Raw genomic sequence first — 22,703 nt, 5'->3', positions numbered from 1 at the left:
TTGCCTAAATTCCGACTTTGTTGCCGATTTGACTAGTTTGGTTGCCGGAACTGGGACTTTCGTTGCCGGAATTTTTGTTTTGTTGCCTGGCCTTGTTTTTGTTGCCGAAATTTCAATTTTGTTGCCGATCTGACTAGCTTTGTTGCCGGAACTGGGACTTTCGTTGCCGGAATTTTCGTTTTGTTGCCTGGACTTATTTTTGTTGCCGAAATTCCGACTTTGTTGCCGATTTGACTAGTTTCGTTGCCGGAACTGGGACTTTCGTTGCCGGAATTTTCGTTTTGTTGCCTGGACTTATTTTTGTTGCCGAAATTCCGACTTTGTTGCCGATCTGACTAGTTTCGTTGCCGGAACTGGGACTTTCGTTGCCGGAATTTTCGTTTTGTTGCCTGGACTTATTTTTGTTGCCGAAATTTCGATTTTGTTGCCGATTTGACTAGTTTCGTTGCCGGAACTGGGACTTTCGTTGCCGAAATTTTCGTTTTGTTGCCTGGACTTGTTTTTTGTTGCCGAAATTTCGATTTTGTTGCCGATCTGACTAGCTTTGTTGCCGGAACTGGGACTTTCGTTGCCGGAATTTTCATTTTGTTGCCTGGACTTGTTTTTGTTGCCTAAATCTCGATTTTTGTTGCCCATTTGACTAGCTTTGTTGCCGGAACTGGGACTTTCGTTGTCGGAATTTTCGTTTTGTTGCCTACGTAGTTGCCCTTATCCAGAAAGGAAAGTTTAACTTTCCCGTCAAAAAAAGACCAATCCAAATCGCGGATTGGTCTTTATCATACTTATACCTGAGCTTCTTGGCTCTGTTTTTTTTCTTTGTAGGTGATGAGGACTCCCTTTTTCTTCAGTTCCCTTCGCTTGAGGTCAAGCCATAATTGGGTAGCGATGTATAGGGAAGAGTATACGCCGCAAAGTAAGCCGACAAGTAAAGCGATTGAGAAGTTGCCGATGGACGGGCTTCCGAAAATCATCAAGGCGGCAACCGTGATGATCACCATCAACACCGTATTGATCGAACGGGTCAAGGTTTGTCTGATACTTACGTTGACAATCTCTTCAAGTTCTTCATTTGTCTTGATTTTCTTCTTTTTACGCATATTTTCTCTGACCCGGTCAAAAGTAACGATCGAGTCATTGATGGAATATCCGACAATCGTCAATATCGCCGCGATGAAGGTCAGATCTACTTCCAACCGCAGCACGCTGAATATCGTGATAATGAAGAATGCATCATGCAGCAGTGAAATGACTGCCGGCACGGCCATTCTCCATTCAAATCGGATCGTTGCGTACAAAATGATACCGAGAGAAGAAATCAGTACGGCATAAATTGCGTTTTTAGCCAATTCTTCTCCAATCGTAGGAGATACGGTGCTGATATTCGTCTCATCAGCTCCTACCTCATCATGAAAGTAGTCCTTGACTTCGGCAATTTCATTTTTATCCAGAACGCCTTTAAAACGGACTATCCCAGTTTCTTGATTATCTCCAGAGATAACAATATCTTCACTACTTAAGTCCAATGCATCCAAATGCTCTTGTACTTTCGCATGAGTCAACGGTTCATTAGACTTGAAATCGATTCTTGTTCCGCTTGTAAAATCAATACCAAGATTCATCTTAAAGACGAACAGGAAGATGATCCCGATAACCGTTATCGCAGCAGAAATGGTATAAAACCATTTTCTTTTCTTTACAAAATCGAATCTATCAAACCGGGTAGGAAGCTCGGTGACATCTTTCGCTTCTGCAAGATCATGGATATCCTTCTTCCTTACACCTAGCCATGATGGGTGTTTATCAAAGGCTCTGCTGTTGATCCAAAGGCTCATGAATAAACGGGTTCCATAAACAGCCGTAATGAAACTCATCAAAATACTGATGATTAACGTTGTCGCAAAGCCTTTTACAGAACTTGTCCCATAAAAGAACAATACGGCAGCAGCCAAAAGTGTAGTCAAATTGGCATCCGTAATTGTTGCGAGCGAGTTTTTATTTCCTTCTTTATAGGCGGCACGGACAGTGCGGCCGAGCTTCAGTTCATCTTTGATCCGCTCGTACGTTATGATATTCGCATCGACGGCCATACCGACCCCGAGAATCAGGGCCGCAACCCCTGGGAGTGTCAAAACGGCATTCATCCAGTCGAATACCAATAAAGTTAGATAGATATATATCGCTAAAGTGAGAACAGCAATAAATCCAGGGAAACGGTAATAGAAAAGCATGAATGCAAACACAAGGGCAATCCCGATAATGCCGGCATAGATCGTTTCATTTAACGCTTGCTCTCCAAATTTAGCTCCGACAGAAGTAGAGTATACCTCTTCTAGTTCTACTGGCAGTGCCCCTGCATTTAACATGTCAGCCAGTTCCTTTGCTTCCTCTAACGTAAATTGGCCGGTAATCATTACTTTAGTCTGGTCAAATACCTGCGAGACTTGAGGATCAGAAATCATATTATCCGTGGTTTCCGGCTTTTGGATGCTGTCTTTTCCTTCTTCAAAATCAAGCCAGATTGCCAGGACGTTGGTTGATTGTGGCATGGCAGAAATTTGCTCGGTGATTTGTTTGAATTTTTGCGGGTCCTTCAAGGTGACTTCGACAACCGGACTGTTATTTTCATCGAAGGTTTGCTTGGCGCCGTTCTCCGCCAAGTCGGCCCCTGTCATCATTTCTTTGTCATTGAAATCACGGAAGCTTAAATTTGCCTGAGTCGAAAGGATTTCCCGGGCATTGTTCTGATCTGTTACTCCCGCGAGCTGGACACGGATTCTGTCATTTCCTTCAACTTGTATGTTCGGCTCGTTGACGCCAAGGACATCGACTCGCTTGCCCAGTGCCTGGGCGGTGCTACTAAGCGTTTCCGGTGTAACCTTTTCGCCGTCTTCGGGCTTCACTTGATATAAAACCTCGAAGCCACCTTGTAAATCGAGGCCAAGTTTAATATTGTTCAAAATTCCTGATGAAGTTGTGCCAATCGTCGCGAATACAGCCATTATAATTATGAAAAACGCAACGATCCTGCTTCTTTTTACCATTATTGTATAAGGCCCCTTTCTTTCTTTACACCATATCCTATAAGTCTTTGTCTAATTCCAGTCATCAAAAAAGCAACATTATTATTATGATTGAAATAAAAACGAGTGTCAATTTAAGATTATTTGTCAGCCCTTCAATAATTCTTTCATCTCTTCCGATGAGAGTTCCTTAAATAAATTTGGTGCCTTGTATGCCTCGACCGTCATGAAGGACATAAACTGGCTGCTGCTGATTGTCATAATGTCATTTACTAGTTCATATATATGGATTTCTTCCTGCGGACGCTTCCATTTCTTTTGAGTCAGATATGACCATACCTCATTTTCCTTTGCGTTCTTAAGGCCGAGCAGGTTCAACTCTTCCGTTTTGTTTTTCAACGCAGGCTGTAATGTCTGGTAAAAACGTTGATACGGGTGCTGATTGATCATGGATCTGTCCTCCACTATATTTCTATTTTTATTAATTTGCATGCTTTGTCCAAGTCTCTGCATATAGATAATTGTATATGATATCAGCACATTTGAGAAGGCAGGGATTAGCGGTCATGTCCAAATTTCTGAAAGGAACGTTCATTCTTCTTATAGCCAGCTTTATTACACGTAGCCTGGGATTTATAAATCGGATTGTGGTCGCTCGTTTTATCGGGGAAGAAGGCGTAGGGTTATTTATGATGGCTTTGCCCACTTTGTTTCTTGTCATCACCATCACCCAGCTCGGGCTGCCCGTTGCGATTTCTAAGTTTGTCGCGGAGGCGGATGCAAAGGGTGACGAGAAAAAAGTTAAACGGATCCTTGTCGTATCTCTGTCATGTACATTCGGTTTATCGCTGATTTTCACGCCGGTCATGCTGATGCTGGCTCCGGTGCTGTCCGAGACATTGTTCACCGATTCCCGAACGGTCTGGCCGCTGCTGGCCATCGCCCCAATCGTTCCTGTCGTCGCTGTTTCTTCCGTGTTGAGGGGATATTTTCAAGGAAGGCAAAATATGAAGCCGCTAGCCTTTTCACAGGTTATCGAGCAGATTGCCCGCATTGCCTTCATTGCCGTATTGACCAAAGCCTTCCTGCCATACGGGATAGAATATGCGGCCGCCGGGGCGATGCTCGCTTCGATCATTGGCGAGCTTGTTTCGTTAGCTTATCTGCTAACTACCTTTAAATTGAAGAAGCATTTTAAAGTCAGGAAGAATTTTTTTACAATGGCGAAGTCAGGAAAAGGGACATTCATGGAGTTGATGAGCATTGGTTTGCCGACAACCGGGAGCCGGTTAATCGGGAATTTATACTGGTTTTTGGAACCAATTGTGGTTGCTCAGAGCCTGGCGATTGCGGGTGTAGCAGCCACCGTGGCTACTAAACAGTACGGCGAGCTGACAGGGTATGCCCTCCCGCTTTTAATGATGCCGTCTTTTGTAACCGCGTCATTGGCAACATCCCTGGTACCTTCAGTCAGCGAAGCTAAATCATTAGGAAATTACAAACTGATTGAGCGAAGGCTGGAGCAATCGTTGAGGCTAACGTTTATAACCGGCTCACTTGCCATGGTTAGCTTGTTTGTACTGGCAGATCCGATTTTGGAGGCTATGTACGGTTCCTCCAACGCAGCTATCTTCATCAAGTTCCTGGCGCCATTTTTCATTTTATTTTACTGTCAGCTTCCCTTGCAATCGATGCTTCAGGCACTGAATTTAGCTAAATCCGCAATGATTAACAGCATAATCGGATCGGTCGTGAAAATCGTGATTATTTGGCTGCTTACCTCTAAAGAAAGTTTCGGAATCATGGGAGCAGCCATCGGGATCGCAGCAGGCACGATACTTGTAACGTTCCTCCACTTTTCAACGATTTTAAAAGCCATCCCGATTTCATTGAAAATCAGATCCTACGCTTCCCCTGTCATTATCGGGGTTATATCCGGCTGGGCCGGGCATTATGCTTTTCACTCTCTATTTTCGGGACTAGCTTCTATAAGCCGGCTTCTGCTTTCCTTGGCGGTCATCAGTATCGTTTTTGTTGTAATTTCAGTCTTAACAGGCGTCATAAAGAAAACCGAGATCAAACGAATCCTGTCTAGTCTGTCCTTTCGATAACCGGGCTCAAGTATGCCCGGTTATTTTACATCAACAAAAAAAACACCGTCATCATAAGTACATATGGATATCCTGCTCATATCTTCATATCCATCGTTTTTGAGTTGCGTCTTGAGCCAAGAGCTGTTTTTGCCGATCCGTGACAAGCTTTCTTCCTGCACGACCCCGTCGATTATCAGTGGAAACGGAACATTGTCTTCACCGTTCCGTACATCCCGTCTCTCAATGACCGAGAGCTGCCCGGTAGGCTCCAATATCGCATATTCTACTTCATCGATATTGAGGATGTTTTTTTCCCGCAGCTGTGAAAGCAAATCATCGAAATTATATCGCTGCTTTTTCATGACTCTTTCATCAATTTTCCCTTTATTGATAACAATGGTTGGTTTTCCCTCGATCACTTCCCTTAATTTTTGGCTTTTAAGTGCAAGCACGGAAAGAATTATTTGAATCAATACAATAACAAAAATAGGAACAAGTGAATAAATAAGCGGTTTGTTCGGATCCTCAATCGCCAATACGGCTATATCGCCTATTATGATAAACACAATTAAATCAACAATACTTAACTCCCCAATTTCCCTTTTTCCCATTAGCCGAAATAGCATTAAAAGCAAAAAATAAAAAAAGATGGACCTTAGCAAAATTACATATATATCATTCATTGAGAGGCCCCCCCACCTTAGTGCAGATATTTTTATCTTGACCTTCAAACCGGTAATTAGTCTGTTTTTAATTTCCATTTTGAAAAACATTGGTCTAAAAGAAAAAGTGGTGGAATATGCTTGTACAAAGACTGTGGAGGGAGAGAATGACCATCGAAACAAAAAATTTAGGTATGGCGATTTTATACGGAGTATGTGCGATTTTTATTATAGCGATTGTGGGAAGCTTTATCTTTTCCCTCTTGCTCCGGTTTACCAGCATAAATGAATCCTCGCTCACATATGTCATTATGGCTGTGACCTTCCTTTCGCTTTTTATCGGAGGCTTCATTTCCGGTGGAAAAGGAAAAAAGCAGGGCTGGATGCTGGGCGGCGGGACAGGGCTTATCTTCATGCTGATCGTCTTATTATTTCAATATCTCGGGCATGATTCATTGTTTTCGCTAAAGCAATGGATTTACCAAGGCTGTTATGTGCTCACGGCGATGATGGGTGGCATTCTGGGTGTGAACCTAAGTTCTAGTTCCCGGAATGCATAACCATGAAAAAAAACGGTATTCCAAGTGGAATACCGTTTTTCCTCGTACTATTGCTCTGACAGTTCCGGTGCGCTTTCCGTTACTTCACGGATTGCTGACCTATCATATGTAAGCCTGCTGCCATCACCGCATTTGACCACGATTTTTGAATCATCAAGAGAATCAATGATTCCGTGAAGGCCGCCGATCGTTACGATCTTATCACCCTTCTTCAATCCAGTTTGCATCGTTGAAACCGCTTTTTGACGCTTTTGTTGAGGACGGATCAATAAAAAATAGAACAGCACGAACATCAGTATTAATGGTAAGATACTAGTTAAATTTCCCATCTATATCACTCCTTTCTTAATAGTCAATTAGAAGTTCTTCGCGTCCGGCTTATTAAAGCCGTACTGTTCAAAAAATTCTTCCCTGAAGTCTCCAAGACGGTCTTCACGAATCGCTTGTCTGACTTGCTCCATTAAGTTTAACAGAAAATGCAGGTTATGGTAAGTCGTAAGTCTGATTCCGAACGTTTCATCACTGCGGACCAAGTGACGGATGTACGCACGGCTGTAATTTTTACAAACATAGCAATCACAATTTTCATCCAATGGACCAAAATCCCTCGCATATTTAGCATTTTTCACCACTAAACGGCCATTTGAAGTCATCAGCGTCCCATTACGGGCAATCCTCGTCGGAAGCACACAGTCAAACATATCGATTCCGCGGATGGCTCCGTCAATCAATGAATCCGGAGAACCCACTCCCATGAGATAACGCGGTTTGTCAGACGGTAGCAGCGGTGTCGTGAATTCAAGCACCCTGTTCATGACATCCTTAGGCTCGCCGACCGATAATCCGCCGACCGCATAGCCAGGAAAATCAAGGGATACCAGATCCTTCGCACTTTGTTTTCGTAGCTCTTCATATTCTCCACCCTGGATGATGCCGAAAAGTCCCTGGTCTTCTGGACGGCTGTGCGCGGTTAAACATCTTTCCGCCCATCGAGATGTCCGTTCGACTGACTTTTTCATATATTCAAATGTTGCCGGGAAAGGCGGACATTCATCAAATGCCATCATAATGTCCGAACCAAGCGCATTTTGGATGTCCATTGCTTTTTCCGGTGATAAAAACAGCTTGTCCCCATTCAGATGGTTTCTGAAATGAACCCCTTCTTCTTCAATCTTACGGAATTCACTTAAAGAGAAAACCTGGAACCCGCCGGAATCAGTCAAAATCGCTCGATCCCAGTTCATGAATTTATGGAGACCGCCCGCCTCCCTGATGATTTCATGTCCAGGGCGGAGCCAAAGATGGTAGGTATTACTAAGGATAATCCCCGCTCCTATCGTCTTTAACTCTTCCGGGGACATCGTTTTAACCGTCGCAAGCGTCCCCACCGGCATAAACGCCGGCGTTTCAAACGATCCATGAGGTGTATGCACGATACCCAGTCTTGCCCCGGTCTGCTTACAAGTTTTTATATGTTCATAACGTATTGCGGTCAACTAAGATAGCTCCTTTCAAGCAGCGCAATTTCGGTGATATACTTCTATTTTCGGTGATTTATCCTGAATTCCGGTGATATCCTTCGATTTTCGATGATATATCCTCAATTTCGGTGATATCCCCAATTTCGGTGATATATCCTGATTTTCGATGATATATCCCATTTCGGGCATATATCTTACATTTCGAGCATATATCTCAGATTCTGGGCATATACCTCAAATTTCGGTCATATATCTCAGATTCCGGGCATATATCTCAAAGTTTCGATCATATATCCCCAATTTCAGTGATATATCCTAATTCGATGACACCCCTCAATCAGGAATATGTCACGGGGTTACTTAATCAGCATGGCATCGCCAAAGCTGAAAAAGCGGTATTTTTCTTTCACTGCGGTTTCATAGGCCTGGAGCACGTGCTCTCGTCCTGCTAACGCACTTATCAACATAATCAATGTTGATTTTGGCAAATGAAAGTTTGTAATCATGGCATCAATGCCTTTGAACTGATAGCCGGGAAAAATAAAAATGCTTGTCCAGCCGCTTTCTTCCTTAAAAAGACCATCATGTTTGGAAGCGATCGTTTCAAGTGTACGAGTTGACGTCGTGCCGACAGTGATAATCCGGCCGCCGTTTGCTTTGACCTCATTCAGCAACCGGGCCGTTCCCTCGGTCATTTGATAGAATTCCGCATGCATTTCATGTTCATCCACATCGTCTGCACTTACAGGACGGAAGGTGCCCAAGCCGACATGCAGCGTGATGAAAGCGATGTGCACGCCCATATCCCTGATTTCCTGCAACAGCTGCTCTGTAAAATGCAGGCCCGCTGTCGGCGCAGCAGCTGAACCCCGCTCTTTCGCATAAACAGTCTGGTAGCGGTCCTTGTCATCAAGCTGCTCTTTTATGTAAGGCGGAAGCGGCATACTACCAAGCTCTTCTAGAATCTCGTAAAAGATGCCTTCAAACATGAAATCCAAAATCCGCCCGCCATGCTCAAGTACACCTGTACAAGTAGCCGTCAGTTGTCCATCACCGAAAACAATTTTCGTACCCACTTTTACTCTCTTTGCCGGTTTAACTAGCGTTTCCCATGCATCTCCGTCTTCCTGCTTCAATAACAGAACTTCTACATTCGCCCCGGTATCCTCTTTGCTGCCGTAAAGCCGCGCTGGCAACACACGTGTATCGTTCAAAACAAGGCAATCGCCGGGCTGGAAATATTTCGTAATATCTTTAAAGACTTCGTGCCGAATCCCACCTGTTTCCTTATCCAGCACCATCAGCCTGCTTTGTTCCCTGTTCTCCAATGGTACCTGGGCAATCAATTCCTCAGGCAAATCAAAATCAAACAACTCCACCTTCAATTTATCCACTTCCTTTTGTCAGGGATGGAGTACATCACTTTTTTAACGAAATCGGCTGATTAAATAAAGCACAGCCGATAAAACAATACTGATTAAAATCGAAGTAACGATCGGAAAATAAAACGTCGTGTTTCCTTTTTTAATAAAAATATCACCTGGAAGCTTGCCAAGGTTAATAAATTTCATCGCAAATCCAATGATGAAAATAACCACCCCGATTATCATCAATAACTTCGGCAGACCTGTCATTTGCCAGGCACCTCCAAATTAAAGTGACGGTACACCAAATCGGTCACCATTCTCCCCCTCGGCGTGCGTTGCAAAAAGCCGATTTGCAGCAGATAAGGCTCATACACATCTTCAATTGTATGGGCTTCCTCGCCAATTGTTGCCGCGATCGTCTCTAATCCGACCGGGCCGCCGCGGTACTTTTCCATAATGCCTTTAAGTAATTTATGGTCAATATGATCAAGTCCTAAACGGTCGACCTGCATTAATTCAAGTGCATAGTCCGCAAGCTCGGTCGTAATCGTGCCGTCTCCCCGTACCTGGGCGAAATCCCGCACCCTACGCAGCAGGCGGTTGGCAATCCTTGGTGTCCCTCTCGATCTTCTCGCAAGCTCCGAGGCCGCTTGGCTGTCCATTTCTGTTTCCATGATTTCAGCAGTACGCACAGCAATTTGCTGCAGCTGCTCAACTGTATAGTATTCAAGACGGCTCAAGACGCCAAAGCGATCTCTGAGCGGTGCAGACAAAGAGCCTGCCCTGGTCGTTGCCCCGACAAGCGTAAATGGGGGCAAATCGATCCGGACCGAACGCGCGGACGGACCCTTGCCAATCACAATGTCCAAGCAAAAATCTTCCATCGCAGGATACAGCACTTCTTCAACAGTGCGAGGCAGCCTGTGAATTTCATCAATGAACAGCACATCTCCCGGCTCCAACGCACTTAATATTGCAGCGAGGTCTCCAGGACGTTCAATGGCAGGTCCCGAGGTTGTCCTTACATTCACGCCCATCTCATTCGCGATGATCACTGCCAATGTCGTTTTCCCAAGCCCGGGAGGCCCGTACAACAACACATGATCGAGAGTCTCCTCGCGCATCCTCGCAGCTTCAATGAAAACCTGGAGATTATCCTTTACCTTATCCTGGCCAATGTATTGTTTTAAGTTTTGCGGTCTTAGGCTTTGCTCAAAGGACAGTTCGGTCAGGTCAGCTTCCTGATTTAATATTCTCTCCTCCACATCCGCCACCCCTTACTTTAACATCAATTGTAACGCTTTTTTAATATATTGCTCAGTCGTCAGTTCTTCTTGCTGAAGCACTTTGGCAACCTTTTGGACTTCTTTATCAGAATATCCAAGCGCCTTCAACGCCTGGGCCGCTTCATCAAGCTCATCTGTTCTCGCGCTGCTTTTGCCATCGTTAAAAAGGTTAGGGAAATAGTCCGGAACAATGTTCTCTAACTTCCCTTTCAAGTCCAGAATCATTTGACGGGCCGTCTTTTTCCCGACACCCGGAAATTTGACAAGGAATGTTTCATCTTCACTTTCAATGGCTTTTACAACCTGATCAACCTGGCCGGAAGCAAGTATCGCAAGCGCCCCTTTAGGACCGATACCCGTCACATTCAACAGCTTCGTGAACAGCGCTTTTTCTTCCCTTGTCTCAAAACCATATAATGCAAAAATATCTTCCCGAACATGATGATACAGAAATATCTGAACCTGTTCGCTTATTTTAGCAGAAAAAATAAAAGGATTCGGCGTCATCACCTGATACCCGATTCCCCCATTGTCTACTACTATGTATTCAGGCCCGACATACTCAATGACCCCTTTTATATAATCATACAAATCTCTTCGCTCCCCAATTTTGCTTTACCATTCATTTTATCATATAAACGGCGGAAGGAGAAAAAAACATGAACCAGATTATGCCGTTACAAAGTTCGGATTCGTGTCAAATTGGGTAGCACTCGTAAATTGGGTTTTGCGCTCGTAAATCTGGATCACCGCTCGTAAATTCGGATTACCGCTCGTAAATTCGGATCAGCGCTCGTAAATTCGGATTAGCGCTCGTAAATTTGGATCACCGCTCGTAAATCTGGATTAGCGCTCGTAAATCCGGATTAGCGCTCGTAAATTTGGATTACCGCTCGTAAATTCGGATCACCGCTCGCAAATCCGGATCAGCGCCCGTAAATTCGGATCAGCGCCCGTAAATTCGGATCAGCGCTCGTAAATCCGGATCACCGCTCGTAAATTCGGATCACCGCTCGTAAATTCGGATTACCGCTCGTAAATTTGGATCAACGCTCGTAAATTCGGATTACCGCTCGTAAATTCGGATCACCGCTCGTAAATTCGGATCACCGCTCGTAAATTCGGATTACCGCTCGTAAATTCGGATCACCGCTCATAAATCTCAATAACCGCTCATGCATCCCAATAATCGCTCACAAAAACAAGATGCTAGTTATCGATTAAAAAATCTTCATCTCCCAAGCAGGATTATTCAAGTAAATAAAGAATTTTATCAAAAAACAGAAAGGAGTAATCATAATGATTGCCAAAAATCGAGAACTTCCATTAACAATAGTAAAATTGGAGGCATTGCTGAGGCGGCTTCCTGCCACTTATCCAAAGCGGCCTAAAATTGAAAGAGATCTCGCCAAAAGGCAAGCAGGTTTCAATGGCGAGGAGTCAGTAGATATTCATTTCAATTCTCTTCCCGAAAAAGAGTATCTCATCTTTCACGACCTATGTTTAAACAACGGAACCTATAACTTTCAAATGGACAGCCTCATTATTTCGAAATATTTTGCCTTAATCATTGAGATAAAAAATATTTCGGGTGCTTTATATTTTGACCGTACTTTTAATCAACTTATAAGAACCATCAACGACAAAGAGGAGGGATTCCCCGATCCCATTTTACAAGTAAAGCGGCAGCAGCGGGAACTAGTATCTTGGATGGAGGTTGAAAAATTCACACCTCTTCCTGTAGAATATCTGGTTATCATAAGCAATCCATCCACCGTCATCAAGCTAAAATCAGGGTACTCCCGGGAATATGAAAAAATATGCCACTCAGCAGATTTGGAAAATAAAATAAAAGAATTAGAAAACAAATATAGTAAAGAAGCTATATCTCAAAAAGAGCTCAAAAAAATAAGCCGTCTATTAATACGCGAACATTCGCCACACAACCCCAACGTTCTCGAAACCTATACTATTCCTCGCGAACACTTGCTTACCGGAACTATTTGTCCGATATGTTCCCATCTTCCAATGATCAGAAAAATAGGATTCTGGCTTTGTCCCTCATGCAACTCTCCATCTAAACATGCCCACATTCAAGCTCTTAACGATTATTTCCACCTTATTAAGCCTTATATTAAAAATACTGAATCTCGAGATTTTCTCCATATCCCCTCCCGGCATATTGCTAAAAGAATTCTCAAATCCATGAATTTACCTTCAGAAGGAGCACCTAAAAACAAACGCTATCTTCAGTCACCCCCATAACAAAGCGGGACCACCGCTAAAGTGTCCCGCTTGCTACTTTTCAATCTTAGGAAATGAATACGGCTTATAGGCCTCTATCATTTGTTCATACCGACTCTTGCTCAAGATCGGTATGCCTTTGCGCAGTTCCTGTTGTTTATACGATTCCAGCTTTTTCACATCTATTTGAAAAAAGGATTGGATGATTTGTGAATCTCGCGGTTTGCCGTTAAAGATGGACAGGGTGCCATCCTCTGACACGCCGAAAAAGCCATTGGCCTTCAGCAATGGAGATATGTCATTTTCTTTTCTTTGAAAGATGATTCGTTCCTCATTTTGGTCGATGAGCTGCCAGTCCTGGTAGTTGGCCCAGAAGTCCTCCATCGCCAATATCTTCTCGAAATATATTTCTTCGCTCATCTCACCATCAACATAGATCCTCTGCAGAACCACCTTCCGCTCAAGCGGTTCGGTTATTTGCCTTTCCTTTTCAGGATGGGCCGCCTCCACCTCACCCGAAACGGTTAAACCAACACTCATCAATACTGTTAGAAACACGATCCAGCCTTTCATTTCCATCACCTCTCTGTAAGAAGTGTAATTCTATTTATAGTTTAGACGGCTTTTGGAATTTTAACCGTTTATTTTATCAATATCCCGAGCTATTAACTTTTTGTGAACATTTCCGATAAATGAAAAGTAGATATTAAATAAAGGGTATGGTGATTATGAAAAAACATCTCGGCGTTCTTATTTGTTTGTTAACCTTTGTACTGATCCTTACTGGTTGCGTAAAGGTTGATACTTCTTTAAAGATAAATTCTGATGGCAGCAGTGATTTAACATTGGTATATGGAATCGACAAGCAAATCGCTACTTTTGGTGGAACCGATATCACAAATGATCTCGAAGACACTAAACAGGAGGCCGAAAAGGAAGGCTTTAAAGCAACCGATTATAACAGTGAAAAATATATCGGGTTAACGCTCAAAAAGCATTTCGAGTCCTTTGAGGATATGAAAAGCCCCAGTGATGAACAGCAATTATTCGACTTCAAAGTGAAGGAAACGAAGGGCTTCTTTACAGATACATATAAAGTCGATGGTGTTTTTGATTTCACCGGCATGACGGACGATGCTGAAAGTGAAGAATTCGATCAGCAGATGGTTGAGTCCATGATTAGCCAAATGGAACTGACATTCAATTTAGAATTGCCTGTAGAAGCAGGGGAGAATAATGCGACTGAGGTTAAAAATGAAGGGAAAGAACTAGTCTGGAATTTCACGCCAAATGTCAAGAACGATGTTGATTTTGAATTCAAGAAAATAAACTACGTGAATATTGCCTTACTGGCGATAGGTGCTTTACTTGTCATTATATTCGTGTTTCTTTTCGTGAGAAGAAAAAACAAACAAGCGAATCCTCCTGGAACTCCTGCAGAATAAGCAAGCCAGCCTCTCCTAATGGAGGGGCTTTTAAAATATCCATAAAAAAAGCAAAGCCTGAGCTCTGCTTACATTACTGCAAATGATTTTCATGAATCTCGATGTTTTCGAACATATCCGCCGCATCCTGGTCAAACATGTCCCTGCGATCGCCTTTCCTCATTCTATTATCGAGTGCGATGGATCGATAATAGACCCCTTGATCGGTGGTTACATGTAGTTTATGTTTCCCGACAAGGGGACGGACGCTCTTCTCTATGGCATTCCTTACAGCTTGAGGGTCACTGATATCTTCAAGTAAAGCCGTAACGAGAATATCTCCTTTGTAGATGACTGCCCGGGAGTCGTTAACGTTATTTACCCGGTTGGCTCTTGCCCTTATTTGATCAACCAGCCGTCCATCATATGCCGTGTAGTAGGATGAACGCGGAGTTTGCGGTTTACTTATATGTCCATGATAGTTGGTATCCCTTGTACTGAAGCTACTATCGTGGTAAAAATACCCGTCCCCATAAGTGGACAGCGGGATCGTTGGATTGCCTCCCTGCCGCTCAGTCGCTTCCTGCCTTCTTTCTACCGCATTCATGTCTTGATACATATGCGTGATTGGTGCCTGATAATTGATCCGCCTCACTAAATCATCCTCGTCAGTGGAATAATACCCTGCAGGCCTCACCGCTTCATTATCATCAAACCCGCAGCCACACAATATCACGCAGAACGGCAGTACCATAAAAAACTTCCTCAACAACAAAACCCCCTTTGCTGAATTGGATAAGCAGATTGTACAGAACCTGCTCATGTATTAGCATACTAACCAAGGGGGAGGTTTAACCTGTAAAATCAGGCCAATAATCTAAAATAATGGCATCCCAATTGTTCGGGCGATTTTCCTATTAAAAGCCATCCGGGCATTGAAATCTTGAACCGTCAACTTCCAGACGGCATGTTTTTCAATATCGTTCTCTTTAACAAGTCTGTTCCATTCTCTGAAAATATCAGTCGGATAAGTGAGCGCATATAAAAAGGCAGGGTTTGTTTGGTATTGCTTTAACTCGGGATAACTCCATAAAGCGTCAGCATCATAATTCAAGGATGGCAATATTCTGTTTGCAAATTGCAGATAGTCAATAGCCGCGGGCCCTATAGCCATTAAATCAAAATCAATTAAGCAAAGCGTACCATCAGATCTCCGCAGGAAATTATGATGCGCGACATCTCCGTGAATAATCGTGGTTTCTTCGTGAAGCAGTGAATCCTCAAAAAGTTTCATGCCATTCAAAGACCATGACGCCCATGCATGATATTCAGTTAAAATGAAGTCTGATACATAAAAACTGACGACCGGCAGAATGCTTTTGAATTTTTCCTGCCTTTCTTCCCATCTCTGGATTTGATTAAATGTCGGCACTTTACCTGAAAGCTCAGCGAGAATCTTTTTGGAAGCATGATGAAACTGTGAGAGAAGCCTGAGTCCTTCCTTCCGGTTTCCATCATGAAAAAAATGAAACGTATCCTCGTGTGGCTGGATGTACTCGATGAGCGAAAACAATCGATTATTATATGAAAACGGCGGGATTTGCGAAAAAAATTTATAGGTGTGCGTAAATCCATTCCGATTTAAAAGGGATGTCAATCTCTGTTGCCGATGTAGGGTTTCCCGGTCGGCAAATCCTTTCAGTATAAGAAGCTTACGATTTTTTAATTTAAGCAAATAAACAGTACCCCGAATTTTTTTGATGTCTTTTGCTTTAAGCCCGTGATTTTCTAAATAAGAGAAGAGACAGTTGATAAAATCACTGTCTCCCATGTTTTATAATCCGCTGCTTTCATCAGCGAATTCCGGCATTTTGAAAACATCCGGTTTGTATGGATCAATTACAGAGTGGAACTCGCTCCCTTGATTATGTTCCGGTTCAGGCTGCGGAAATCTCATCGGCATTGGTTGTTGATATTGGTAAAGTTGGTGTATGTCAGATCGTGAACCTCCGCCACAGCCGCAGTCCTTGCTTCCCGGCATGCCTGGCAGCGGAACCTGCTGTGGATAAGAGTATAGTGGTTGCATCTGTTGATACTGCTGATATTGTAGCTGAACCTCTGGGTACTGCTGACTCTCCGGGTACTGCTGATATTGTAGCTGAACCCCTGGGTACTGCTCATATTCCGGCTGCTGGTATTGTGGTTGAACCTCTGGGTACTGCTGATATTCCGGCTGCTGGTATTGTGGTTGAAACTTCGGATACTGCTCAGATTCCAGCTGTTGGTATTGTGGTTGAAACTTTGGGTACTCCTTAGATTCCGGGTACTGCTGATATTGTGGCTGAACCTCCGGGTACTGCTCATACTCCGGCTGTTGGTATTGTGGTTGAAACTTCGGATACTGCTCAGATTCCGGCTGTTGATATTGTGGTTGAAACTTTGGGTATTCCTTAGATTCCGGGTACTGCTCATACTCCGGCTGTTGGTATTGTGGTTGAAACTTTGGGTACTCCTTAGATTCCGGGTACTGCTGATATTGTGGTTGAATCTCTGGGTATTGCTGATATTCCGGTTGCTGATATTGTGGTTGAAACTTCGGATACTGATGGTGCTGATTATACGTACTCATAAGGTTTGCCGGTGATTCCATGGACGATTCATAAGAAGGGACCTCGGGAGCATATGACCCGCCCATTGCAGGACTGTTTCCATATAATTGCCCGTACCCCGCCTGATCAAAAGATGAGGAGTCATACTGATGATTTGCCATTCTTTCCTGGCGATACGGGTTGAAGCCTGTGCCGTAGCCTTGTTGTTGCATGTATTGCATTTCTGATGTATCGGAACAGCTTTCCCACTCCTGAACTTGTGGGAAGGACTGCTGCATTTGCGGAATGGCCCACGGTTGATAAGGAAGGCAAAATCCCGTTCCCGGCATGATCGGTGTGACTGGGACGCAATCAGGTGCAGGAGCATATTCCACTTCTGGACTTTCCTCTTTCATAACTTTCGGTTCCACCATTTTGGGTACTGGTGGCTTTACCATGTTGACCATATAATAATTATTGATATCTATTTCCATGTCAATTTCAGGCATGACGGGCTGTTCTTTAACGATTTGCTTTGGAAATGGTTCTTCTTTCGGTTGTATAAAAGGTTGAGGTTTTGGCTGTTCTTTTACCATCGGTTGTTGTATATAAGGCTGGGGTTTTGGCTGTTCTTTTACCATCGGTTGTTGTATATAAGGCTGGGGTTTTGGCTGTTCTTTTACAATTGGTTGTTGTACAAACGGCTGAGGTATAGGCGGTTGTGCTACCATCGGCTGCTCTTTTACCGGTTGTGTATACTGTGTCGGAGCTTCTTTCACACTCGGTTTCACTGTTTCTTTTTTTACACTGCCTGAAGAACCTGGCACTTTAATTTTCATGCCCGGCATTATCATATCCGGGTTGCTAAGCTGGGTATTTGCTTTCTTCAGCTCTTCGAAACTGACGCCGTACTTCTTCGAGAGCTTCCAAAGTGTATCCCCTTTTTGGACAATATGAATTTTCACGTTGCTAAATCCCTCCTATGCATATGTCCTTACATACTATGAAGCCCTGGGCAAATTGCTATCATTTTCATCAAAACTTATGCGCAAAAGAAATTATTTATGATTCCTGATGATTATCTCCATAAAGAAAACTCGTCGATTGACGAGCCGTAAGGCGGAGATTAGACGTAGTTGCCATATGCAGAAAGGAAAGTTTATATTTTCCCTTCTGCCAAAAAAAGGACCTGGTTAGGCCCTCCGTATTGATTTTATTAATTATGCCCTTTGCAGCATTCTCTCCAAGGCGCGAGCGGCATCATTGGCAATTTCCTTTTCGACCTTAATCGGACCCACGATATTGCCTTTTTCAATTGACTCCAGTGACCATAATAAATGTGGTAAATCAATTCGGTTCATGGTCAGGCACGGACACATATTGGGATTAAGTGAGATAATCTTTTTATCGGGATGGGTCATCATTAATCGTTTTACAAGATTGCTTTCCGTTCCGATCGCCCACTCGCTGCCCGGTTCTGCTTTTTCGAGCATCTTGATGATGTAGGATGTGGATCCGTTATAGTCGGATAGCTCAACGACTTCTCTTCTGCATTCCGGATGAACGAGAACCTTCATTTTTGGATGCTCTGCTCTTACTGCTTCAATGTTGGCAACGGTGAAGTTTTCATGAACAGAACAGTGCCCTTTCCAGAGCAGTACTTTTATTTCTTGTTCATCCCCGTCATAAAGCAGTTCATCCCGGTGCGGATCCCAGACAGCCATTTTGTCGAGAGCAATCCCTATATCAAAAGCCGTATTGCGGCCAAGGTGCTGGTCAGGCAAGAAAAGGATCCGTTCTTTTTGGGTAAATGCCCATTGTAGCATTTTCTTAGCGTTGGAGGATGTCACGGTTGCTCCTCCATTTCTGCCGACAAAAGCCTTGATGCTTGCTGTCGAGTTGACATATGTTAGAGGCAGGATCGTGTCACCAAATATATGCTGTAGCTTCTCCCATGCTCTTTCGGTCTGATGGATGTCCGCCATATCTGCCATCGAACAACCGGCGCGCATATCAGGCAGCACAACGATTTGATTTTCTGAGGTGAGGATATCCGCCGTCTCGGCCATAAAATGGACCCCGCAAAACACAATATGCCTGGCATCACGATTACTGGCCGAAAGCTGGGCGAGCTGCAGTGAATCCCCCGTTACATCTGCAAATTGGATAACTTCTTCGCGCTGATAATGATGCCCTGGAATAAACAAGGAGGAACCGAGTTTGTGCTTAATTTCGCTGACCCTGTTTTCCATCTCCTCCGTGTTCATGCTTTTATATTTATCAGGAAGCATCCCAACCGCCATTTCCAATATACTCATAAAAAATCTCCCTCCTTAAGTTTCTGAAGTATATTCAATTTTACTTTTGCACTAATATCCAGCGCTCTTACGCTGTGGGTAAGGCTGCCAAGCGAAATATAGTCGACACCGCAATCACGGTATACGTGCAGATTCTCAAGATTGATTCCGCCTGATGCTTCAGTGATAATGTGTGGCGGCACGAGTGAAATGAGTTGCTTAATCTGTTCGGGTGTCTGATTGTCAAACATGATGATATCGATTCCCGCCTCGGTTGCCTCTATCACTTGCTCTGCGGATTCTGTCTCCACTTCAATCTTGACCGTGTGGCCGATCTTTGATTTTGCCAGTTGGACCGCTTTCGCTATGGAGCCCGCAAATGAAATATGATTGTCTTTTATCATCACCGTGTCGTAGAGGCCGTATCGGTGGTTGAAAGCCCCGCCGCATCGGACGGCATATTTTTCGAGCATTCTTAGCCCCGGTGTCGTTTTTCTTGTGTCACACGGCTTTGTTTTCGTTCCTTCAAGAATTCTCACGGCTTTCCCAGCTTGAGTGGCTATCGCGCTCATTCTTTGAACCAAATTGAGGACAACCCTTTCCGCTTTGAGAAGCGCAGCCATATTTCCAGTGATCAAGGCTAGCTCGTCACCGCTAAAAAAGGAATCTCCATCTTGTACCATTAGTTGGACGTTTGCTTTCTCATCCAATAGGGCAAATCCGGTCTGAACCACGTCCCGTCCAGAAAAAATTCCGTCCTCCTTTGCGATGAAGGTCAGCGTTCCCTGCTCTTGTTCTGTAAATAACAGGTCGCTTGTTACGTCCCGGTCGCCGATATCTTCCATGAAAAACTGTTCAAGTAGTTGCCTTAGCTTTAACTTGTTCATCGAATGCCCGTCCTTTCAATCGGTTTTTCATCACATTTTTATCGATGACAATGGATTGATGGAGCCAGCTTTTGTCATTTTCCATCGGGAAGTCACTCCGAAAATGACCGCCACGGCTTTCCGTTCGGCATAGGGCCGATTCTGCAATCATCCATGCCACCAACATCCCATTAACAACAAGCCGCTGCTCGATAGGGAAAGAGCTGACGTCTTGTTTCAACAGGCCTAGCAAATCGAAGCTTTCGAGCCAATTGAGCAGCGTTCGAAGACCAGTCTCGTTTCTGACAATGCCCGCATATTCCATTAACTTATCACTAAGCTTGGTTAAGGAAGGCAACTGATGAACATACTTTTGTCCAGTTACTTCTATTGAATGTTTTGGCAGTTCCCTGACCGGCTGCCTGGCAATGAATCGACCAGTGCTTTGACCAAACACAATCCCTTCGAGCAAGGAATTGCTCGCGAGCCTGTTTGCCCCATGGACACCCGTACAAGCGGCCTCGCCGACAGCATACAGTCCTTGAACAGAGGTTCTGCCAACGTCATCCGTTTCAATGCCGCCCATCAAAAAGTGATTACCTGGGGCAATCGGTATCTTTCCGTTGATATCAATCCCATTTTCTTCACATAAAGAGGCAACTGAAGGGAAGCGAGCCGGGAAATTTGGAATCATGGAAATATCAAGATAGACCATTTCGCCTCGTCGAAGATAAGAAAAGATTGTCTGTGCAACGATATGCCGCGGCGCAAGATCCTTTAACGGATGTATGCCGTCCATGATTTTGTTGCCTGTTTCCGTGACCAGCTTTGCCCCTTCGCCCCGAACCGCTTCCGAGACGAGTCCATTTGTTTTTCCATGTGTGTAAAGCAAGGTCGGGTGAAACTGGATGAATTCCATATCTTTGATTCTCGCTCCTGCTTTCAGTGCCATCGCTAGGCCTTCCCCTGTGGCCGCAGGAGAATTCGAGGTAAAACGGTACAGTGCGCCGCAGCCCCCAGTCGAGAGAACGACATGCTCTGCCAAATAAGATTCAATCCGGCCTTCCGGACTCACCGTTTTAACACCGATGCAGGAATTGTTTTCACTCATGATAAGCCCGGTAACCTCGAATCCTTCCATCACCTTTACCGGAGAATGCTGGATTTGGAAAAGATAATGTTCAATCAAAAATTTCCCCGTCGCGTCGCCATGACTGTGTAATATCCTTCTTTCACTGTGTGCTCCTTCCATTCCAAGAGACACATTCCCAAACTGATCCCGGTCGAATTCCATACCGGCTATCATTAATGAGTTCATGGCAGAAGGCGCTTCTTGCACTAATTTCATGACGGCTTCCGCATTGTTATAATTCCTGCCGGCAAGCAGTGTGTCCTGTTCATGTTTGATTATGCTGTCGCTTGGGGACATTGCCACCGCAATCCCGCCTTGTGCCAAATAGGAATTGCTAGTTCTCAATCCAGACTTTGTGAAAATCATCACATTTTTACCTTTGGCTGCTTCTAATGCAGTCTGGAGTGCGGCGATCCCGCTTCCAACCACAATTACTTCTGAAAAATTCATTTTCCGCCCTCCTGTTTTAACAGGTGTCTTGACACTTATGTTTACATACTATTAAACTATTTACAAGAGTTTTTTAGTTAGGACGTGGGACAATGATTTATTTTGATTATGCAGCTACTACACCGATGGATGAGGAAGCGTTGGAAGTATTCATCGAAGCTTCCAAAAGATTTTTTGGCAATTCAAACAGCCTTCATGATACCGGGTCTGCGGCAAAACAACTGCTCGAGCATTCGCGGCAGACGCTGGCTGCACTTTTGGATGTGGAAAAAGAGGGGGTTATTTTTACAAGCGGCGGTACGGAAAGCAATATTTTGGCACTCGAGACACTTCTTTCATCAAGCGACAAAAAGAAAAACCATATCATCGCCTCGAAAACGGAGCATTCTTCGATTGTCAATTATTTATTGAAGCTTGAGCACGATGGATATGAAATTACTTATCTAAACCATCAAGCCGATGGGATCATTGATTTAACAAATTTGAAAAACGCCATTAAGCCTTCAACCTGCATGATTGTTGTCACCCAAGCAAATTCAGAAATCGGTTGTATTCAGCCGCTGTCTGAAATCAAGGAATTAATTGCGGATAGAGAGATATTCCTGCATGCTGATTGCGTTCAGTCATTCGGAAAGCTTGATTTAGTCGAGGTCGACAGCCTTTCGATTTCCAGCCACAAGGTGTATGGACCAAAAGGTGTGGGCGCCGTGATCTTTCCGAATGTCCATCGTTTAAAGCCGCCAGTCCCTGGAACCTCTCATGAAAATGGCTTCCGTGCGGGCACAGTTAATGTGCCCGCAATCGCTTCATTTGTTACCGCTTGTAAAAAAATGCATCAAAACAAAGAAGCCCAATGGGAGAAGATGAAGGCTTTAAGATCCTTATTCATACTGGAACTACAGAGAATGGAGGTTTCTTTTGAGCTGATTCAGTCAAAATCAGCTCAGTTGCCCCATATTATCAGCATGATTGTCCCCGGATTTCAAGGACAATTTCTCATGCTCGAATTAAATCGTGCCGGATATGCGGTTTCAACTGGAAGTGCCTGCACGGTTGGTAAGCAATCTCCATCCCGAACGATGAAGGCAATTGGAAAGAGCGATGACCAGAGCCGGGGCTTGATCCGTATTTCACTTGGTAAAACTACTTCAGGAGCCGATATTATCGGACTTACACAGGCTCTGGCTCACGTCACTAGATGACTCTGCTCATGAACGTTGCTGAAACTTGTGG

Annotated in this window: 22 protein-coding genes; 5 read left to right on the top strand and 17 right to left on the bottom strand. The window is 44.1% G+C overall.

Annotated elements, in window-relative coordinates:
• Positions 1 to 294: 294 nt before the first annotated feature.
• The 3 genes from LQ216_RS13085 to LQ216_RS13075 all read right to left on the bottom strand — a co-directional run bounded on the left by LQ216_RS13085 (position 295) and on the right by LQ216_RS13075 (position 3,470).
• Positions 295 to 636 (bottom strand): hypothetical protein, encoded by a 342-nt coding sequence (locus LQ216_RS13085; RefSeq protein WP_230129921.1) that lies wholly within the window; start codon positions 634 to 636, stop codon positions 295 to 297.
• A 146-nt stretch (positions 637 to 782) separates the two neighbouring features.
• Positions 783 to 3,041, bottom strand: coding sequence for a protein translocase subunit SecDF (gene secDF, locus LQ216_RS13080; protein ID WP_230129920.1), 2,259 nt, complete (start codon positions 3,039 to 3,041; stop codon positions 783 to 785).
• Between the two features lie 126 nt (positions 3,042 to 3,167).
• Positions 3,168 to 3,470, bottom strand: coding sequence for a post-transcriptional regulator (locus LQ216_RS13075; protein WP_230129919.1), 303 nt, complete (start codon positions 3,468 to 3,470; stop codon positions 3,168 to 3,170).
• Positions 3,471 to 3,586: 116 nt separating this feature from the next.
• Here LQ216_RS13075 and spoVB point away from each other — a divergent pair, with 116 nt between their 5' ends.
• A complete protein-coding gene (gene spoVB / locus LQ216_RS13070) occupies positions 3,587 to 5,131 on the top strand; it encodes a stage V sporulation protein B (RefSeq protein WP_230129917.1) in 1,545 nt (514 codons plus the stop codon).
• A 20-nt stretch (positions 5,132 to 5,151) separates the two neighbouring features.
• Here the strand turns inward: spoVB and LQ216_RS13065 are convergent, their stop codons facing one another.
• Entirely contained in the window at positions 5,152 to 5,796 is a 645-nt protein-coding gene (locus tag LQ216_RS13065) for a DUF421 domain-containing protein (RefSeq protein WP_230129916.1), read from the bottom strand.
• Between the two features lie 146 nt (positions 5,797 to 5,942).
• Between LQ216_RS13065 and LQ216_RS13060 the strand changes: the two genes are divergently transcribed.
• Positions 5,943 to 6,335, top strand: coding sequence for a TIGR04086 family membrane protein (locus LQ216_RS13060; RefSeq protein WP_230129915.1), 393 nt, complete (start codon positions 5,943 to 5,945; stop codon positions 6,333 to 6,335).
• A gap of 47 nt (positions 6,336 to 6,382) precedes the next feature.
• On the opposite strand, the gene yajC is transcribed toward LQ216_RS13060, so the two are convergent.
• The 6 genes from yajC to ruvA form a co-directional block, all read right to left on the bottom strand.
• Complete coding sequence (gene yajC, locus LQ216_RS13055) at positions 6,383 to 6,664, bottom strand: preprotein translocase subunit YajC (protein WP_230129913.1); 282 nt, start codon at positions 6,662 to 6,664, stop codon at positions 6,383 to 6,385.
• Positions 6,665 to 6,691: 27 nt separating this feature from the next.
• Positions 6,692 to 7,831 carry a tRNA guanosine(34) transglycosylase Tgt gene (gene tgt, locus LQ216_RS13050; protein ID WP_230129911.1) on the bottom strand — a complete coding sequence of 380 codons (1,140 nt, stop codon included), beginning with the start codon at positions 7,829 to 7,831 and terminating at the stop codon, positions 6,692 to 6,694.
• Positions 7,832 to 8,172: 341 nt separating this feature from the next.
• Entirely contained in the window at positions 8,173 to 9,201 is a 1,029-nt protein-coding gene (queA, locus tag LQ216_RS13045) for a tRNA preQ1(34) S-adenosylmethionine ribosyltransferase-isomerase QueA (RefSeq protein WP_230129909.1), read from the bottom strand.
• Between the two features lie 42 nt (positions 9,202 to 9,243).
• Positions 9,244 to 9,450, bottom strand: coding sequence for a DUF2905 domain-containing protein (locus LQ216_RS13040; protein ID WP_230129908.1), 207 nt, complete (start codon positions 9,448 to 9,450; stop codon positions 9,244 to 9,246).
• Positions 9,447 to 10,448, bottom strand: a complete 1,002-nt coding sequence (gene ruvB, locus LQ216_RS13035) for a Holliday junction branch migration DNA helicase RuvB (protein ID WP_230129907.1) — start codon at positions 10,446 to 10,448, stop codon at positions 9,447 to 9,449. The genes LQ216_RS13040 and ruvB overlap by 4 nt, the downstream gene beginning before the upstream one ends.
• Positions 10,449 to 10,460: 12 nt before the next feature.
• Positions 10,461 to 11,060 (bottom strand): Holliday junction branch migration protein RuvA, encoded by a 600-nt coding sequence (ruvA, locus tag LQ216_RS13030; protein ID WP_230129905.1) that lies wholly within the window; start codon positions 11,058 to 11,060, stop codon positions 10,461 to 10,463.
• Between the two features lie 708 nt (positions 11,061 to 11,768).
• Here ruvA and LQ216_RS13025 point away from each other — a divergent pair.
• The gene (locus LQ216_RS13025) at positions 11,769 to 12,734 is read left to right on the top strand and encodes a nuclease-related domain-containing protein (RefSeq protein WP_230129904.1); all 966 of its coding nucleotides are present in this window, start codon (positions 11,769 to 11,771) and stop codon (positions 12,732 to 12,734) included.
• 33 nt (positions 12,735 to 12,767) lie between these two features.
• Here LQ216_RS13025 and LQ216_RS13020 read toward each other — a convergent pair whose 3' ends face one another.
• Positions 12,768 to 13,286, bottom strand: a complete 519-nt coding sequence (locus tag LQ216_RS13020) for an intercompartmental signaling factor BofC (RefSeq protein ID WP_230129903.1) — start codon at positions 13,284 to 13,286, stop codon at positions 12,768 to 12,770.
• A 155-nt stretch (positions 13,287 to 13,441) separates the two neighbouring features.
• On the opposite strand from LQ216_RS13020, the gene LQ216_RS13015 reads away from it, so the two are divergent.
• Positions 13,442 to 14,158: a hypothetical protein gene (locus LQ216_RS13015; RefSeq protein ID WP_230129902.1), complete on the top strand. Its 717-nt coding sequence runs from the start codon at positions 13,442 to 13,444 to the stop codon at positions 14,156 to 14,158.
• Positions 14,159 to 14,231: 73 nt separating this feature from the next.
• On the opposite strand, the gene LQ216_RS13010 is transcribed toward LQ216_RS13015, so the two are convergent.
• From LQ216_RS13010 to nadB, 6 genes are all read right to left on the bottom strand, one after another.
• Positions 14,232 to 14,906: a YhcN/YlaJ family sporulation lipoprotein gene (locus LQ216_RS13010; protein ID WP_230129901.1), complete on the bottom strand. Its 675-nt coding sequence runs from the start codon at positions 14,904 to 14,906 to the stop codon at positions 14,232 to 14,234.
• A 108-nt stretch (positions 14,907 to 15,014) separates the two neighbouring features.
• Positions 15,015 to 15,872, bottom strand: coding sequence for a phosphotransferase (locus LQ216_RS13005; protein WP_230129900.1), 858 nt, complete (start codon positions 15,870 to 15,872; stop codon positions 15,015 to 15,017).
• A gap of 99 nt (positions 15,873 to 15,971) precedes the next feature.
• Positions 15,972 to 17,690, bottom strand: coding sequence for a SafA/ExsA family spore coat assembly protein (gene safA, locus LQ216_RS13000; protein WP_230129898.1), 1,719 nt, complete (start codon positions 17,688 to 17,690; stop codon positions 15,972 to 15,974).
• A 255-nt stretch (positions 17,691 to 17,945) separates the two neighbouring features.
• Complete coding sequence (nadA, locus tag LQ216_RS12995) at positions 17,946 to 19,043, bottom strand: quinolinate synthase NadA (RefSeq protein WP_230129896.1); 1,098 nt, start codon at positions 19,041 to 19,043, stop codon at positions 17,946 to 17,948.
• Positions 19,040 to 19,909: a carboxylating nicotinate-nucleotide diphosphorylase gene (gene nadC / locus LQ216_RS12990; RefSeq protein WP_230129895.1), complete on the bottom strand. Its 870-nt coding sequence runs from the start codon at positions 19,907 to 19,909 to the stop codon at positions 19,040 to 19,042. The genes nadA and nadC overlap by 4 nt, the downstream gene beginning before the upstream one ends.
• Positions 19,878 to 21,470, bottom strand: a complete 1,593-nt coding sequence (gene nadB / locus LQ216_RS12985; RefSeq protein ID WP_230129894.1) for an L-aspartate oxidase — start codon at positions 21,468 to 21,470, stop codon at positions 19,878 to 19,880. The genes nadC and nadB overlap by 32 nt, the downstream gene beginning before the upstream one ends.
• A gap of 92 nt (positions 21,471 to 21,562) precedes the next feature.
• Between nadB and LQ216_RS12980 the strand changes: the two genes are divergently transcribed.
• On the top strand, positions 21,563 to 22,672 hold the full coding sequence (locus tag LQ216_RS12980) for an IscS subfamily cysteine desulfurase (RefSeq protein WP_230129893.1): 1,110 nt from the start codon (positions 21,563 to 21,565) through the stop codon (positions 22,670 to 22,672).
• Positions 22,673 to 22,703 lie beyond the last annotated feature (31 nt).

This window comes from Bacillus sp. CECT 9360 (genome assembly GCF_918741275.1).
Lineage (GTDB): Bacteria > Bacillota > Bacilli > Bacillales > DSM-1321 > Peribacillus.
This window is presented reverse-complemented; position numbering and strand designations above follow the sequence as displayed.